A 17,386-nucleotide genomic window follows, 5' to 3' on the forward strand; every position below is an offset into this window, starting at 1 on the left:
TGGCGCCATCACCTCTTTTAGCACCAGTGCCAATGATGAAAATGCTGTCGTGACAGTTGACGCTTATGGTACCTATACCTTCCGTTGGACTGAAGACAACAATGGCTGCACCGATTTTGATGAGATTACCGTGAATTTTAACCCCCTCCCCTTAGTAACCGACCCAACCCCTGAATTCTGTGAAGAAACTGAAGGATCAAATAATGCAACAGTAGATTTAACTGCATTGGAAAGCGATATAAATTCAGAAGCTAGCAGTGCTTTTACATGGTTTACAAATAACGATTACCAAACAGGTGAAATCACTACAGGATTATCAACTTATGTCGTTTCAAATAACCAAATTCTTTATGTTGAAGTAGAAAACACCATCACTGGATGTGTTAATCAAACTCCTGTAAATTTCACGGTGAATCCGCTGCCTGTGGCTAATGATTTAGCTAAAAGCCTTAATGAAACAACTGCCAACAGTGGTATTGCAGAAGACGTTGATTTAAATCAATATAATACAGAGGTAAACATAAATTGGGAAGATGCAGGTTATTCAATTATTTGGCATGCTGAAACTTCCCAAGGTTCAGGAATCAAAGCTGGGGTTGTTAATATAGTTGATATCTCAGACGGAGAAAGATTTATTGGAGTAGTAAATGATCCAAATAATTGTGAAAATGAAGCTATTATTGATTTTACAATTAATACAATACCAGATATCCAAGATCCAGAGCCCATATATTGTGAGGATACATATGCTTCAGGAAGTGCACTAGCAAATCTAAATGATATTGAAAGTAGTTATGGATTATCAGAAGTTAATTATAATTTTATATGGTATGAAGATTCAGGATTAAGTCAAGCATTGGCCAATCAAGAAGAACAAAACGTTACTTCTTCATCCTTCTTTTATCTTAAAGTAGAAGATGCTGGTAACTCATCTATTTTCAACTCAACACAGGTCACATTTACAGTAAATTCTAAACCACAAGCTAAAGATTTATCATATACTTTCTGTGAAGAAACTTTAGGTACTCTTCAAAGAACTCTTGATCTAACAAGTTTTCACCCTGAAGTAAACACAGCAACTTCTGGAAGTTATAGCTTTGAATGGTTTACTACTGCAGATTTAAATCCAACAAATCAAATCGCTGCGGGTGATTTAATTAATTATACTGTTAGCGATGCAAGTTCATTGTATGTATTGGTTACAAATGACAATACAGGCTGCGAAAATAGTTCTGAAGTAAGTTTCACAATTGTACCACAACCACAAGTAAGTATTGCATCCCCTACTTACGAAATTTGTGAAACTGATATTTTTGAGGTTACTAATATTGCTGCGGACATAACTATTCAGGATGAAGCAAGCTATGAATGGACTATAGTTCCTGGTCAAGGCACGGGAATAATTACTAATAAAACTACGCTAACAGCAACATATCAACCAAGTGCTACAGATATTGCAAATGGAAGTTTTTCATTAAGATTAACAGCCACTGGAAATTTTGATTGCGCATCTGTATCTGAAGATATAACTGTTAATATTACCTTGGCTCCTACCGTAAATGCAGGTGATGACTTAACCATTTGCGAAGGAGATATTGTTGATTTCTCTACAGTGGCAATGACACCATCAGCAACAGAATATGCTTCTTTATTGTGGGAAAGCACAAGTGCAAATCAAGGGACTTTTAGCGATGATGAAAGTTTGAGGCCAAATTATACCCCATCAGCTGATGAAATTACTGCAGGATCCGCCACTTTGAAACTTAGTGCTATTGGTAATAACAGCTGTGCAAATGTGGAGGATCAGATTACAATTACAATCAATCCTGAACCAACTGTTACTACAATGACTGATTTCACAATTTGCGAAACAGAAGTAATTAATATCTCAGGTGACTTCGGAGGCAGTGTAAATGCTGCCGAGTGGCAAATCGTAAACGGAAATGGCTCTATTATTTCTGAATCGACTACTGGAAGCACAGTTTCTGCAATCTATGATGCTGACCCTACCGATATTGGTTCAAATGTTATACTAAAATTAATCTCTACTAGTCAAGATGCCCCTTGTGATGTGGTAGAAGATCAATTAACGATTACAATTAAAAGAGCGCCTATCGCCACAGCACCAACAGATTTTGAAATTTGTGAAAATGAAAATATAAATCTTTCTGGAACTATTGGTGGTTCAGCAACTGATGGAGATTGGATCATTACTTCTGGCGCTGGTAGCATAGGGACATCAACATTTACAGGTACAACTGTCACAGCTACTTACACACCAGCCTCTGCTGATTTTGGAAATACAGTTACCTTTGAATTAGTAGCCCTTGACCCTGAAGGAGAATCATTTTGTGCTAATAATTCTGATGAGGTATCTGTTACAATAAGAACTCTTCCAGTGGTAAATGCAGGTAGCAATTCAGAAATTTGTGAATATGATGACTTTAATTTTGCAGATGCCACAACTAATGCTTCCGCTTCCAATTATAACAGTATTGAATGGTCAACTTCAGGGGATGGATCTTTTGATAATTCCTCATCACTGCTTCCTGTATATAGCCCAGGACCTAATGATATAATTAATGAGTCTGTTACGCTTACATTAACTGCTCAATCTAATAATCCTACGGTATGTAATGCAGTGAGTAGCAATATGACTTTAACTGTAAAACCACAGCCAGTAATTAATACAATTAGTCCTATTAGTTTATGTCCAACTGATACTCAACCGGAAATAGCCTTATCTTCAGACCTAGCTGGAGGAGCATTCACATGGACAATAACAAAGAGTGATCAATTAGGATTAGCTTCATCAGGAAATGGAAATATCCCAGCATTTACAGCTCAAGAAAACATTTCTGGATTACCTGTTACTTCAATTGTGACGATTCATTATGAACTTAATGGATGTATAGCAGATCAGAGTACTTTTGAAATCACTACAAAACCAACACCAGTTACCGAACAGGTAGATAACATATCCGTTTGCGCAGGTGATTTAGTGGAAGTAAATTTTGAGGCAAACACAACTGGCGAAACCTTTAACTGGTCAAATGATGGTATTGATATTGGGAACGGTTCATTTACATCTGGAAATGGCACCATCACATTTATAGCTGATGAAAATATTTCAGGATCACCTAGAGTGAGCACATTTACCTACAATGCGACTTTAGATGGTTGTGTCAGCGAAACGAAAACATTCTCAGTTACATTACTGCCTACTCCAGTTTTCAATACTGTTGCAGACATTGAAGTTTGTTCTTTTGATAATATCACAACTAATTTTAATACCAATGTTGCTGGGGTTAGCTATTCTTGGACTAATGATAATACAGATACTGGAATTCCTGCAAATGGATCAGGCAATTTAAATTTCTCAGCTAATGAGAATCTTACTGGTGCCGATGAAGTGAGCAATATTACTGTAACCGCTACTAAAGGCGGATGCATTAGTGCCCAAGAAACTTTCCAAGTTATTGTTAAGCCAAAACCTATTATTGTTGTGCAAAACGATATAGAAATTTGCCCAGGCGATGATATTTCATCAATTCTATTTTCCGATAACTCCTCTGGAAATAGCACTATTACTTGGACGGCAACAAACGCATCTAATATAGGACTTCCTGCTAGTTCAGGTACTTCCGCTATCCCAGCTTTTACAGCAGCTACTAATAATGGGACCAATGTAATTGTTTCAACCATTACAGCAACTAGTACATGGGATGATTGTACAAGTGATCAGATAACATTTAGAATTAGGTTAAAACCTACTCCTATTATGAATTCAATCCCAGACCGAGCATTTTGTGCTGAGGATGTGGTTTCTACTAACTTCTCCAATAGTTTAGGGGCAGGTACAACCTACAATTGGGTAAACGACAATATTAATATAGGATTAGCGGCTAGTGGTACAAATGATTTCAACTTCACATTACCTGAAAACAAAACAGGCTCAGCAATAGTAGCTAACATATCCGTTACACCTGAAAACAATGGTTGTATTGGCCCTACTGAAATTTTTACTATCACCTTAAATCCTACACCAGTAATTACTAGCTTGCCAGATATTGAGGTTTGTTCAGAAGAAATTTTATCTATTCCTATAAGTACAGATTTATCAAATGTAAGTTATTCTGTATCTGCCACTGATAATAGCTTATTCACAAGTGGTCCTGTTGTTAATAATGGAAATATTGAATTCACCATGGCAATAAACACTTCAGGGACAGATATTGTCTCCAATATCATTCTTGTCGCAGGAAAAAATAATTGTGAAAATCAGGAAGTTTTTGAAGTAACATTAAAAAATAGACCAATTGTTACTCCTGAAAATGATGAGTCGCCTTTATGTGCTGGAACTAATGTACCTGTAAGGAATTTTTCTCATGTTGTAGGAGGTGGAACATTTAGTTGGGAGATAACTGAACCAGATTTAATTGGTGACGCAACTCCTCTCACTGGTAATGATGATTTCCCTGGCTTCACTTTAGCCGAAAATAATACAGGTTTAGCCATTGAAGGCTATGTGAAATATTTTAGTACAAGTAATGGATGTGAAAGTTTACCAGATTCTTTTAAAATCACCTTAAAACCTACCCCAATAATTCAAAATGAGAATTTGGTTTTCTGTGATGGAGAATTTGTTAATATAGAATTCTTAGATAATGTAGAAGGAATTGGCAGCTATAGCTGGAGCATAGAAAATGTTACACAACCTACAATTGGTATTAACAATGCTTCGGGTACAACTGATCCTGGTTCTAACACCATTACATCAGCAGGATTTACAACAGTTAACAATTCAGAAACTGAAGATAATATTGCAATCATTACCGTTAATTCTATTAATAATGATTGTGAGGGGCCTATTAAGACTTTTGAAGTCAGGGTTTTACCTATCCCAACTGTTACTAATAGTAATTTTGAGCCTACTACCTGTTCTAATGACACCTTTGTTTTTGAGCCACAATCAGAGGTAGCATCCGTAACCTTTGAATGGAACTTAATTTCTGGGGATAGTACGATTGTAAAAGGGCTAGAGTCTAATGGAACCGGTGATATTAGTCTAGACCTCATTAACACTTCAAGTGTTAATCAAATAGTAAATTATGAAATCACTCCTATAAATGGAGATTGTACGGGTGAAAGTGAAGAGCTAACCATTACCGTTAGACCAGAAGTGAGGTTTTCTGAAATAGAAACTGAATATATCGTTTGTAGTGGTCAAGATTTTACTTTGCCATTAAGAGTACAAAATAATTTAGCAAATATTAAGTATAGATGGACAGTATCTGACAATAATTCTGGCGCAAAAGATAGCATAGCAACAACAGTAGGAGGTAATTTGGTCAATACAATAGATGGAAAAAGTGATACTATTTTATACACTATCACTCCATTATTAGATAATGGAGTATGTGCAGGTTCTTCAAAAACTGTTCGAATAATTGTAAACCCGAATGCTATTGTTGAAATAGATCCAGTTCAAAATATTTGTCAGGGAGAAAGTATAACCTTAAATGCAGTCTTATCCAATGGAGCTGAGAGTGGAACTTGGTCTGGAGGATCTGGTGAATTCAGTTCTTCAGATTTACTAACTACTGTTTATACACCTGCACCTTCAGAATATGGTGAAGATGTGACGCTAAGATTCACAACTAATGACCCTGAAGGACCATGTGGAGAAGTTTTTGATGAAATTACCTTTACAGTAAATACTCTTCCAGAAATAGAAATCTTAAATGACCCATTCCCTAACGAGTATTACTGTGTTGATAATGGAGAAGTTGAATTAGTTGGAAGTGAGGAAGGCGGTATTTTCAGTGGAAATGATGGTGTGATAGAAAGAGATGGTAAATATTATTTTGATCCAGAAGATGCTGGAGTTGGTGGTCCGTATCGTGTTTTTTATTCCTATACAAATGAAAATAATTGTGAGAGCACTGTTGAAACTAGAGTGACTGTATCAAATGGACTTGATGCTGAATTCGAAACTGAGGTAGATGATAATGGTGGTTATTTCTGTGCCAATGGTCGGATACTATTAGAACCTGAAGAAGATGGTGGCACCTTTGAAGGTCCTGGACTATTAATTACTGGTAATTCTACCTATTTTGATCCAACTTCTGAAGATGTTATTGGTCTAGATTCAGTAACAATTACCTACAGAATTTCAGAGTCTGAAGCTAGCTGTGTTAATTCCAGTTCAAAAATTTTCATAAGAATTCCAGAACCTAATATAACACTTGATTATCAAAATGTATGTGGAACTGATAATGCGGTTCAGGTAACTATTAACCCTGGTTATAATACAGACCGTGATGAATTATTTGATTTCGAATTAATCTATAATAATTCTGAATTGTCAGTGGATGCTAATGGCATAATTCAATTTTCATCTCCAGGTGAAAAAGATATAATCATTATAGGTACAACAGCATTAGGATGTCAATTTGAAACGGACACTACTATAATAGTTGGAAATATTCAGGAAGTAAACTTCAGTGCTACTAATTTAAAAACAACTACTCAAGGAGAAACACCAACTCAATTTAATGATGAAAGTATAATTGATATAATTAATAGCGACTCAACTATCCACTCAATCAAATCCTATCTATGGGACTTTGGAGTAGATGGAGTTGATACAGATACTTCAAGTTTACAAAACCCAACTTTTAATTATGAAATAGCTGATGCCTATGATGTTCGATTAATAATTGAAACAAATTTAAATTGCTATGATACAATTACAAAAACAATAAACATTGTTCCTGCTATAAACACGTATCCATACTTAGAAACATTTGACAATACTACGGGAGGATGGTACACAACATCAGATATTGGTTCAAGCTCTTGGATACATGATTTCCCTAATGGAGCATTTGAAGGTCAAAATGATAACAAGGAACCTGGTGAAATATGGAAAACTGCTGCTTATCCAGATAGCATTCCATCAGGCTATCTAGAAAATGAAAATTCATTCCTAGTAGGCCCAACATTCGATTTAAGTAGTTTAGAAAAGCCAATGATATCTTTTGATATGTGGCTTGATGTTGAAGATGAAAGATTTGAAGGAGCAATAGTAGAGTATTCTACTGATGGGAGGAAATGGGAAGTATTTGGAGGGGAAAATGATGTATTAAACTGGTATAATGTAACTAATAACTCCCCTATTGGTGGTGATTCATCTAATACTGATAACCTAGCCTGGTATTTTACAGGTAATGAGAGAAATTGGGTAAGAGTTGCACACGTAATTGATAACGGTTCAATTGGCAACCTATCAAATGTATCATTTAGAATAAATTTTAGAGGTGATAGATTTAGTGGTACACCTGACGGCATGGCAATTGATAATTTCTATGTAGGAGAAAGACAAAAACTTGTACTTCTAGAAAAATTCACGAATTTAAATTCTAGTGACTACAGTGCGAAGAAAGAAAATGTTCAAATCCTTATGGATTCTGAAATTGGTAAAGACGTATTACCATTAAACTATCATATCTCCAGTCCGTCTCCTGATCCAATAAATGCTAGAAATCCTATACAATTAGATTCAAGAGCTGCAAGTTATAGCATTGAAGAAAGTTCTAAAATAATGATTGATGGTAAACCTTTTGACAATAGCATAATAAATTCTGATGGCAATAGCCTAAATGAGGATTTCATAGCTACAATTACAAGGCAATCATTATTAGAACCAAGTGGGCTGATAAATGTTACAATTGATGAAATTGATGACGAACATACAATTCGCTTTACTGCATTACATCAACCTAATGAGCAAAATAAAGAGGATATCATAGTGTATTTCTTTATAGTTGAAAAATCTGCTGAAACATCGGATGGTTCATTTACCAATATCGTAAGGAAAATAATACCAAATATAAATGGATTAAATTTAAATGATTTAGATGAAGGATCAAGTATAACTTATGATTGGGAAGTGAATTCAATCTATACCAACGATGAACTTGCTGTTGTTTCAGTTATTCAAAACCAAATTTCTAAAGAAATATTAGAAGTAATGATAACTGACATTAATAGCTATAAATCACAAGCTGAAATCACTTCTATAAAAGAGAATATAGGGAAATTAGGAATGAAGTTATACCCAAATCCTTCTAGAGGTTTGGTAAATATTACATTTACACAACCATTAAAAGATGATATAGATTTAATGATTTTTGATATCAAAGGAGCTTTAGTAAAACATAAAAATGTAAAAGCAGGTTTACAAAGTGAACAGTTTGATTTGAAAGGTATTTCTTCTGGTGTTTACCATATTATTTCCAAAGATGGTGAAGGTAATTTAAATAGAATGAAGCTTGTTATTATTGACTAAATGTTGATAAAATAAAAGTAAAGATTCTTAAAACTATATTTTTATACTGGCGTTATTTCAAAAGTTTATTATTTTTTGATTAATATTCACCGCTGATAAAAGCGAGGTTTTATTAAAGTGTTTTTTTGCTTAATTTCGTGAATTATTAAACCTTTGTTTCAACATTTAATATAATTAAATTATACATGTCAGATCAAGCAAAATTATCATACGCAGGAAAAGATTACAATTTACCGGTTATTGAAGGTACAGAAAAAGAGATAGCTATTGATATTAGTAAACTTAGAGCTGATAGTGGACTTATCACTATTGATCCAGGTTTTAAAAATACAGGCTCAACTAAAAGCGCAATTACCTTTTTAGATGGTGAAGAGGGTATTCTTCGTTACAGAGGGTATTCTATTGAAGAATTAGCAGAAAAATCTTCCTTCTTAGAAGTATCTTATTTGTTGATCTATGGTGAATTGCCAACTGAATCTGAATTAAAGCATTTCCAAAACGAAATTACAACGCACACTTTAGTGCATGAAGATATTAAAAAAATATTAGATGGTTTTCCTTCTAATGCTCATCCAATGGGCGTATTATCATCTTTGGTTTGCTCTCTAACTGCATTTTATCCTGAATCTCTAGATCCTAATCGTTCAGCTAAAGAAGTAGATTTAAGCATCGTTAGAATTTTATCTAAAATGCCAACCTTCGCAGCTTGGGCATTTAAGAATCAAATTGGCCATCCTGTAAATTATCCTGATAATGAATTGGACTATGGTTCAAATTTCTTAAAAATGATGTTTGCTTTACCAGCTGAAAAATATAAAGCAAATCCAGTGGTTGCTAAAGCATTGGATACTTTATTAATCCTTCATGCCGACCATGAGCAAAACTGCTCTACATCTACCGTAAGAATTGTAGGTAGTTCTCAGGCTAGTTTATATGCTTCAATTTCTGCTGGTATCAATGCCCTATGGGGTCCATTACATGGTGGAGCTAATCAAGCTGTATTAGAAATGTTGGAAGAAATTCAAGAAGCTGGAGGCGATACCGCGAAATTTATTGATAAAGCAAAAGATAAGAATGATCCTTTCCGCTTAATGGGATTTGGACATAGAGTTTATAAGAATTTCGACCCTAGAGCAAAAATCATCAAAAAAGCAGCTGATGATGTTTTAGAGCAATTAGGAGTTAATGACCCATTATTGAACATTGCCAAAGAATTAGAAGAAATTGCATTGAAAGATGAGTATTTCGTAGAGAAAAAACTTTATCCTAATGTTGATTTTTATTCTGGTATCATTTACCGGGCAATGGGTATTCCTACTGAAATGTTTACCGTAATGTTTGCACTAGGACGCTTACCGGGATGGATTGCTCAGTGGAAAGAAATGAGAGAAAATAATGAACCTATCGGTCGACCAAGACAAGTTTACACTGGAGAAAACTTAAGGTCTTACGTGGCGATGAACAAGAGATAACTATAAATTAATTGATTTAATCACAAAGTCAACCTACAACTATAGGTTGACTTTTTTAATTTTACAGAATTAATAAAATATACACATGAGTTTACAAGAAGATTTTAAAAATGCAGCTGAAAGGTCTAAAACAGAAATTAAAGAAAGACCTTCTAATGAAGATTTGCTAAAATTATATGCATTATATAAACAAGCTGACGAAGGAGATCTAACTGGAGAAAGACCAGGCGGATTTGATTTTAAAGCAATTGCTAAATTCAACGCATGGGAAGAATTAAAAGGGAAATCTTCTGAAGAGGCGATGAAAGAATACATTGACTTGGTAAATAAACTAACTAACGCTTAATTAAATAAACTTGCAACAATCTGAAAAAGAAATATTTCTAACTCATATAGCACAAACTTCTCCATTTCCATTTTTATTGGAAATAGAAAGCGCTAAAGGTATTTATTTGTACAGCTCAGATGGAAAACCTTATATGGATCTTATTTCAGGTGTAGCGGTAAGTAATTTGGGACATCAACATCCCAAAGTAATTGAAGCAATAAAAAAACAACTGGATAAACACATGCACATCATGGTATATGGTGAGTATGTGCAATCTGCTAGCAATCAATTAGCTAAATTACTTTGTGATCATCTCCCAAAACATCTTAACAGTGTTTATTTCTGCAATAGTGGGGCAGAATCTATAGAGGGGGCATTGAAATTAGCTAAAAGGGTAACAGGAAGAACGCAAATGCTAGCGTTTAGAGGTGCCTATCATGGCAGCACACACGGAGCATTAAGTATTTCTTCTAACGAAAATAAGAAATATCGTTTTAGACCATTGCTTCCAGATGTAGGTTTTTTAAGGTTAAATAACCATGATGATTTAAGCTTCATTACCGAAAGAACAGCTTGTGTGGTTATTGAAACTGTACAAGGAGATGCAGGAATAAGAATCCCCGAAAAGAAATTTTTAGAAGCCTTACGACAAAAATGTAATGAAACTTGTACTCTATTAATAATGGATGAAATTCAATCTGGAATTGGCAGAACAGGAAAACTTTTTGCATTTGAACATTTTGGGGTTGAGCCAGACATTTTATGTACTGCAAAAGCATTGGGAGGTGGATTGCCTTTAGGCGCTTTCATAGCTAATAAAAACCAGATGAGTTTGTTCACAAAACAGCCTATGTTAGGACATATTAATACATTTGGTGGTAATCCTATGAGTTGCGCTGCAGCTGTTGCTACGCTCGAAGTAATTTTAGAAGGAAACTTTCTTAGTGAAGTGGAACGAAAAGGGGCAAAATTTGAAGAATTGATTTCTCACCCAGCAATTGTAGAGGTTAGACGAAAAGGAATGATGTTTGCCTTTGAGTTTGAATCAGATGAAATAGTAAATAAAATAGTGCAAGAATGCCTCGCAAATGGTGTGATTTGCTTCTGGTTTTTATCCTGCCCAAACAGTTTTCGAATTGCCCCTCCCCTAACAATCAATGATGAAGAAATAGATAAAGCATGTGAAATCATTAATAATGCCATTAAAAAAGTGGTGCAGTAAGTCGCTTCAAAAACTATTTAAACTTTAATTTCTATGTCTGAGCTTAGCATTCTTAAAATATATGATGCGGAAGAATTAGAAATTCTTATTAATAGCTTAGAAAAAAAGTTTGGCAACTTAGAATATGAAGATTCAAAAAATCTATTAAAATTTCCCACCAATCCTTCCATTTCAATTAGGCTTCCTTTTGATTTTAAATACGACCAAAAAAAATTGAATCATTCAAATTTTTTAATCATCATTATTCATTCAGGTGAAGCAGCTTTGGCGTATTCAGAAGAAAGCCAGATTGTAGAGCATAAGATGATAAAAGCCTACATGGTCCGTCAAAAGCAAGGAAAGAGTCAAATCAAACACTTAAAAACAAAAGGCAAATCCAAGGCAGGATCTAGAGTCAGACTAGCAGGAACTGACCATTTTTCTGAAGAAATAAATGAAAAAATAGCAGAATGGGATGAGTATTTTGAGATAGGTAAAATAGCCATAAGTTGCAATAAAACCTTACAACCATTTTTATTTAACCGTCCCGATGCTGCCCTTAAAAAGAATGACGTGAGAATGTTTAAAATACCTAAACACATTCAAGAAGCTAACTTTGAGAACTTATCTTTTATTCACAACTATCTCATATCAATGGAGTTAAAATTTGATGATTCTGATAAGGAATTAATAAATAATTTAATTTCGACTATTGATAATGATTAAAAATATAAAGTGGAAAAATGAATTAATAAGTTAGAGTGTAATCATTGTCATAATTGCAACTTTATAACTAACAGGATGGCACACTCCTGTAATTGGAAAAGTACAATCTTGGTTTTTAGCTACTCATATTCTCACGCCAACTTTAGAAAAAAAAGAAAATACTTCTTTTGATTATGATGGTCAATTAATGACACCTGAAGGCAAAAGAATTGACTATGATGATCTAAAAGGTAAAACCAACTTCATTAACTATTGGGCCACCCACCTGGTGTCCTCCTTGCCTGGCTGAAATGCCTTATATTGAAAAGCTCTATCAACCATTAAAACACGAACCAGATATTGTTTTTCTAATGATTTCAAAAGATAACAATTTTGAAAAAGCCATAAAATTTAAGATAAAAGAAGATTATGATTTACCAATTTTCAAAGAATTGATAAGTCCTACTCAATTAACATCACAAATATTACCCACAACCTACGTAATTAAAAATGGAACAATTGCTTTTCGGAAAGAAGGGATGAGTAATTTTAATACTGAAGATTTTAAACGATTTTTATTAGAATAACAGATTTTATTAAAGTTAAGAATTAATTCAAATCCGAATTGCTTTATATGGCTAAACACCGTATTTTAGAAATATAATTTTAACATTCTAAAAATAATTTAGATGAATTGGTTGCGAAAAATTGGTTATTTTAGTGCATTTATAATTCCAGCATTAACTATCCTAGGCTTTTATTTAGGTGGAATTGCCAATTTGTCAACTTTGATATTTGTTTATGCACTTATTCCGGCTATAGATGCAGCGGTTGGAAGAGATCAAACTAATCTGTCAAAAGAAGCTGTAAAGTCAATAACCAATGATTACTATTATAGATTTATCACCTATTGCTGGACTTATTTTCAAATAGCATTTTTAATTTGGGCAGTTTGGGCTGCTTCTACGCAATCATTAACCATATTCGAATGGATAACCTTTACTGTAGCTGTTTCACTTTCTACTGGAGGCATAGGAATCACAGTTGCACATGAGCTTGGTCATAAGAAATCAAAATTAGAACGATTTTACAGCAAAGTACTGTTAATGACGGTAAGTTACATGCACTTTTACATTGAGCACAATAAAGGGCATCATGTACGCGTATCTACTCCCGATGACCCTGCAACCAGTCGTGAAAATGAAACCTTTTATGCCTTTTGGTGGAGGTCGGTTTCTAAAGGATATCTAAGCGCTTGGGAAATAGAAAATAAGAGATTGGAGAGAAAAGGGAAATCAAAATTCTCTATCCACAATCAAATGATTTGGTTTACACTCCTACCTTTTATTTTTGCAGGATTCTTGACTGCAAGCATTAGTTTTTATTTAGGTCAAATTACCTGGATTCCAACTATATTCTTTTTTGCTCAAAGCTTTCTTGCTTTTTCTCTACTAGAAGCAGTAAATTATGTAGAGCACTATGGTTTAAGAAGAAAGAAAATAAATGATATTAGATATGAAAGAGTAGCACCTCATCATTCATGGAATGCTAACCATATGGTGAGTAATTTTTTCTTATTCCAGTTACAAAGGCATTCAGATCATCATTTTAATGCGATAAAAAGATATCAGGTATTAGATAATTATGAAAATGCACCGCAACTTCCAGCAGGATATCCTAGCATGATTTTGTTAGCTCATTTTCCACCAATATGGTTTAAGGTTATGAATCCAAAACTACAAAAATGGAATAATCTTAAACCTACCTAAGTGCGAATCAATAAGTAAAAGGCATAAAACTAAATGGCTATTAATAATACCATTTTGATCGACCTCTTCTTAACATTTTTCTCACATCACGTATAAAAGCTAAAGCCAAGTATAATAAAATAGGAGAACCAAAGGTCAAAAAAGACGAATAAATAAAGAAAATTCTAATATGAGAAGAAGGAAGTTCCATGATTTCGCCCAATCTACTACAGACGCCAAATGCTTGATTTTCGATGAATTCTTGAACTTTTTTCATAATATCCCTTAATTTTAAACAAATAAGGCAAAAGCCTCGTTGATTATTCGATAAATTTAGAATTCTTTTTTTAAATTTACTAAATACATTGGAATAGTTCCAATATAAATATAATTTCGCATTAACTTCCAAACATAATCAAATAATGAATCAAATGAGACAATTATTTTACGCTGCCGTTCTTTTAGGAACAATGACTTTTTCAGGCTGTGCATTAAATAAAATGATGCAAGCTGCCGAAGAGCAAGCTATCGATGTAAATCCAAACCCTCTAGAACTTCACGGAGATGAGGTGGCATTTACGGTAGATTTCACCTTACCATCTAAAATGCTTAAAGACGGAATAACTTATACTGTAAATCCATATTATGTATATGGTGATAAAGAAATTGCTCTAGATGCAGTTAATTTCTTAAAGAGTGATTTTCCTAATAGTGATACTGAGCCTGTTAAAACAAGCCAAGACTTCACTTTCGCTTATGAAGAAGATATGAGTGAAAAAGGTGAATTAGTAATGCAAGGAACAGCTACTATCGAAAAAAATGGTAAATCTGCATCTACTGATAGAAAAGCTTATGCTACAGGAATTGTAACAACCTCTCAGATGGTTATTCCTTCTTATCACGCTGCATATGCTGACCACGGATATAACAATAAAGAGGAATTAGTTCCTAACAATGTTAATTTTTACTTTGACCAGGGGAGTTCAGTTTTAAAATCATCTGAATTAAGAAGTGAAAAAGGTAAACAATTTAACGCTTTTATAGCTGATAAAAACGTAACAAGAACTGTAACTATCACAGGTACTCACTCTCCTGAAGGTCCAGAAAGAATTAATAGTAATCTATCAGAAGAAAGAGCTAAAGCTATCGAAGACTATTACAAAAGACAAATGAGACGTTATGACTATAAAGGCATGGCCGACTCAATAGAATTTATAATAAAGCCAGTAATAGAGGATTGGACTGATTTCAAGAAAGCTTTAGCTGAGTATGATGGAATTTCTAGTGCAGAAAAAAGCGAATATACTAACATAGTAAATGGTGCTGGAAGCTTTGAAGAAAAAGAAGATAGATTACATCAATTATCAACTTACGATAAAGTATTTAGAGATATTTATCCAGATTTAAGAGCAGCTAAAACTGAAGTTTTAACAGTAAAAGAGAAAAAATCAGATGCTGAGATATCAGTATTAGCAAAGCAAGTTGCTTCTGAAGAAATATCTGCTGACACTTTATCATTAGAAGAATTAATGTTTGCTGCAAGCATGACTCCATCTTTAGAGGAAAAAGCTACAATTTACGAAGCTGCTACTAAGAAAAATGATGATAGTCCTGTTGCGCACAATAACTATGGTGCTGTTCATTTAGAATTGGCCATGAATGCTGAAGGTAACGAAATGACGACTTTGGTTGAACAAGCTATTACGCAATTTGAAATTTCTAATAAGAAATCTGAAAATGCAGAGGCATATGCAAACTTAGCAACAGCTTATGCAATGCAGGGAAATTATGAAAAAGCATACGAAGCTGCTTCAAAAGCAAATGAGATGACATTAAGCAGTGAAAATGAAAGAGGCTTAATGGGTGTTAAAGGTGCTTTAGAAATAATGATGGGTGAATACAGCGAGGCTACTACATCTTTACAAAATACTAATGAATCTGAAGTTAACATGTTTAACAAAGGTTTAGCTTTATTGCTTCAAGGAAATTACGAAAATGCAGTAAGCACATTTGAAGAAGTTGCTGGAAAAACATCTGGTAAAGGTATTCATTCAAAAGCTCATTATTTAGCAGCTGTTTCAAGTGCTAGATTAGGAAAAGAAAGTGATGTAATTAGTCACTTAGGCGAGGCTGTTGCTGCTGATGCTGATTTAAAAGCAAAGGCTTTATCTGACCTTGAGTTTTCTAACTATCAAGCAAATGAAAATTTCAGAAATGCATTGAAATAAAATTCAATAAAAAATACTAGTAAAAGCACTAGCCATTTGGCTGGTGCTTTTTTTTGTCAAATTTTGAAATATCAAAACACCACTTCATCCGCTTTAAAATAGAATTATAGTTAGTTATATCAAATGTATATACTTGTTTGATACTGCTTGGGATTAAGATTATATTTAAGTATGCCGCAATCAAAATTTTTAATCTGAATAAAAATTAATGAACTCTGGAGATTGAGTTGGTAATTGGCGGTTGAATAACTATTTTTACCCTGTAAAATTTTCAAAATAGATGAGAGAGATTCAGTTTAGAGAAGCGCTTAATGAAGCAATGTCCGAAGAAATGAGACGTGATGAAAACGTATTCATTATGGGTGAGGAAGTTGCCGAGTATAATGGTGCATATAAAGTAACCCAAGGGATGTTAGATGAATTCGGTCCTAAAAGAGTGATAGATACTCCAATAACCGAATTAGGGTTTTCTGGTATTGGCGTTGGTGCCGCAATGAATGGAACACGCCCTATCATTGAGTTCATGACTTTCAATTTTTCATTAGTAGCGATTGACCAAATCATTAATTCAGCTGCAAAAATGATGAATATGTCTGGAGGTCAATTCAATGTTCCTATTGTTTTTAGAGGTGCAACAGGTAACGCAGGACAATTAGCTTCACAGCATTCTCAAAACTTTGAAAATTGGTATGCAAATACTCCTGGTTTAAAAGTAGTAGTTCCTTCTAATCCATATGATGCAAAAGGATTATTAAAATCCGCCATTCGTGATAACGACCCAGTAATATTTATGGAGTCGGAACTGATGTATGGTGATAAAGGTGAAGTTCCTGAATCAGAATATCTTGAACCAATCGGTAAGGCCAAGATAACAAAAAAAGGTACTGATGCCACTTTAATATCATTCGGGAAAATGATGAAAGTAGCCCATGCTGCTGCTGAAGAAATGGAAAAAGAGGGTCACTCTATTGAAGTAATTGATCTACGAACAGTAAGGCCTATCGACTATCCTACGATTTTTGAATCAGTAAAGAAAACCAATAGATGTGTGGTAGTAGAGGAGGCCTGGCCTCTAGCTTCTATTTCTGGAGATTTGGCATTCAATATCCAGAAAACTGTTTTTGATTTCTTAGACGCTCCAATTTTAAGAGTAAATAGCTTAGACGTTCCTGTTTCTTATGCCCCGACCCTTTTGGAGGCAGTACTACCAAATAAAGAACGAACAATTAAGGCATTGAGAAAAGTCATGTATTTAGATTAAACTCTTAAAAATTTTTATAATATTGGAAGGCTAATCCTCAAATGGTTAGCCTTTTTTTATACAAAAGATTTCCTGTTCTATCATTTTGTT

At 34.0% G+C, this 17,386-nt stretch carries 9 protein-coding genes and 1 pseudogene; 9 read left to right on the top strand and 1 reads right to left on the bottom strand.

Annotated features, from left to right (window positions below; translation table 11 throughout):
* Window positions 1-49: 49 nt before the first annotated feature.
* From VFM92_RS01840 to VFM92_RS01870, 7 genes and pseudogenes are all read left to right on the top strand, one after another.
* On the top strand, window positions 50-8,353 hold the full coding sequence (locus VFM92_RS01840; RefSeq protein WP_325120488.1) for a PKD-like domain-containing protein: 8,304 nt from the start codon (window positions 50-52) through the stop codon (window positions 8,351-8,353).
* 185 nt (window positions 8,354-8,538) lie between these two features.
* Complete coding sequence (locus tag VFM92_RS01845) at window positions 8,539-9,825, top strand: citrate synthase (protein ID WP_325120489.1); 1,287 nt, start codon at window positions 8,539-8,541, stop codon at window positions 9,823-9,825.
* Window positions 9,826-9,910: 85 nt separating this feature from the next.
* On the top strand, window positions 9,911-10,171 hold the full coding sequence (locus VFM92_RS01850; RefSeq protein ID WP_325120490.1) for an acyl-CoA-binding protein: 261 nt from the start codon (window positions 9,911-9,913) through the stop codon (window positions 10,169-10,171).
* Between the two features lie 10 nt (window positions 10,172-10,181).
* Entirely contained in the window at window positions 10,182-11,375 is a 1,194-nt protein-coding gene (locus tag VFM92_RS01855; protein ID WP_325120491.1) for an aspartate aminotransferase family protein, read from the top strand.
* Window positions 11,376-11,408: 33 nt separating this feature from the next.
* Window positions 11,409-12,080 (top strand): hypothetical protein, encoded by a 672-nt coding sequence (locus VFM92_RS01860; RefSeq protein ID WP_325120492.1) that lies wholly within the window; start codon window positions 11,409-11,411, stop codon window positions 12,078-12,080.
* 248 nt (window positions 12,081-12,328) lie between these two features.
* Window positions 12,329-12,646: pseudogene (locus tag VFM92_RS01865) on the top strand (TlpA family protein disulfide reductase); the annotation flags it as partial.
* 102 nt (window positions 12,647-12,748) lie between these two features.
* Entirely contained in the window at window positions 12,749-13,828 is a 1,080-nt protein-coding gene (locus tag VFM92_RS01870; protein ID WP_325120493.1) for an alkane 1-monooxygenase, read from the top strand.
* A 40-nt stretch (window positions 13,829-13,868) separates the two neighbouring features.
* Here the strand turns inward: VFM92_RS01870 and VFM92_RS01875 are convergent, their stop codons facing one another.
* Window positions 13,869-14,084 (bottom strand): PspC domain-containing protein, encoded by a 216-nt coding sequence (locus VFM92_RS01875; protein WP_325120494.1) that lies wholly within the window; start codon window positions 14,082-14,084, stop codon window positions 13,869-13,871.
* A 154-nt stretch (window positions 14,085-14,238) separates the two neighbouring features.
* Between VFM92_RS01875 and VFM92_RS01880 the strand changes: the two genes are divergently transcribed.
* On the top strand, window positions 14,239-16,035 hold the full coding sequence (locus VFM92_RS01880) for a hypothetical protein (RefSeq protein WP_325120495.1): 1,797 nt from the start codon (window positions 14,239-14,241) through the stop codon (window positions 16,033-16,035).
* A 280-nt stretch (window positions 16,036-16,315) separates the two neighbouring features.
* Window positions 16,316-17,296, top strand: coding sequence for a pyruvate dehydrogenase complex E1 component subunit beta (locus VFM92_RS01885; protein ID WP_325120496.1), 981 nt, complete (start codon window positions 16,316-16,318; stop codon window positions 17,294-17,296).
* Window positions 17,297-17,386 lie beyond the last annotated feature (90 nt).

Origin of the sequence: Marivirga sp., from assembly GCF_035704835.1 — a bacterium.
Taxonomy (GTDB): domain Bacteria; phylum Bacteroidota; class Bacteroidia; order Cytophagales; family Cyclobacteriaceae; genus Marivirga.

Excerpts from the sequence above, each read along its gene's own strand:
- VFM92_RS01885 (WP_325120496.1), top strand. The coding sequence starts at position 16,316 with ATGAGAGAGATTCAGTTTAGAGAAGCGCTTAATGAAGCAATGTCCGAA.
- VFM92_RS01875 (WP_325120494.1), bottom strand. The coding sequence starts at position 14,084 with ATGAAAAAAGTTCAAGAATTCATCGAAAATCAAGCATTTGGCGTCTGT.
- VFM92_RS01860 (WP_325120492.1), top strand. The coding sequence starts at position 11,409 with ATGTCTGAGCTTAGCATTCTTAAAATATATGATGCGGAAGAATTAGAA.
- VFM92_RS01850 (WP_325120490.1), top strand. The coding sequence starts at position 9,911 with ATGAGTTTACAAGAAGATTTTAAAAATGCAGCTGAAAGGTCTAAAACA.
- VFM92_RS01870 (WP_325120493.1), top strand. The coding sequence starts at position 12,749 with ATGAATTGGTTGCGAAAAATTGGTTATTTTAGTGCATTTATAATTCCA.
- VFM92_RS01845 (WP_325120489.1), top strand. The coding sequence starts at position 8,539 with ATGTCAGATCAAGCAAAATTATCATACGCAGGAAAAGATTACAATTTA.
- VFM92_RS01880 (WP_325120495.1), top strand. The coding sequence starts at position 14,239 with ATGAGACAATTATTTTACGCTGCCGTTCTTTTAGGAACAATGACTTTT.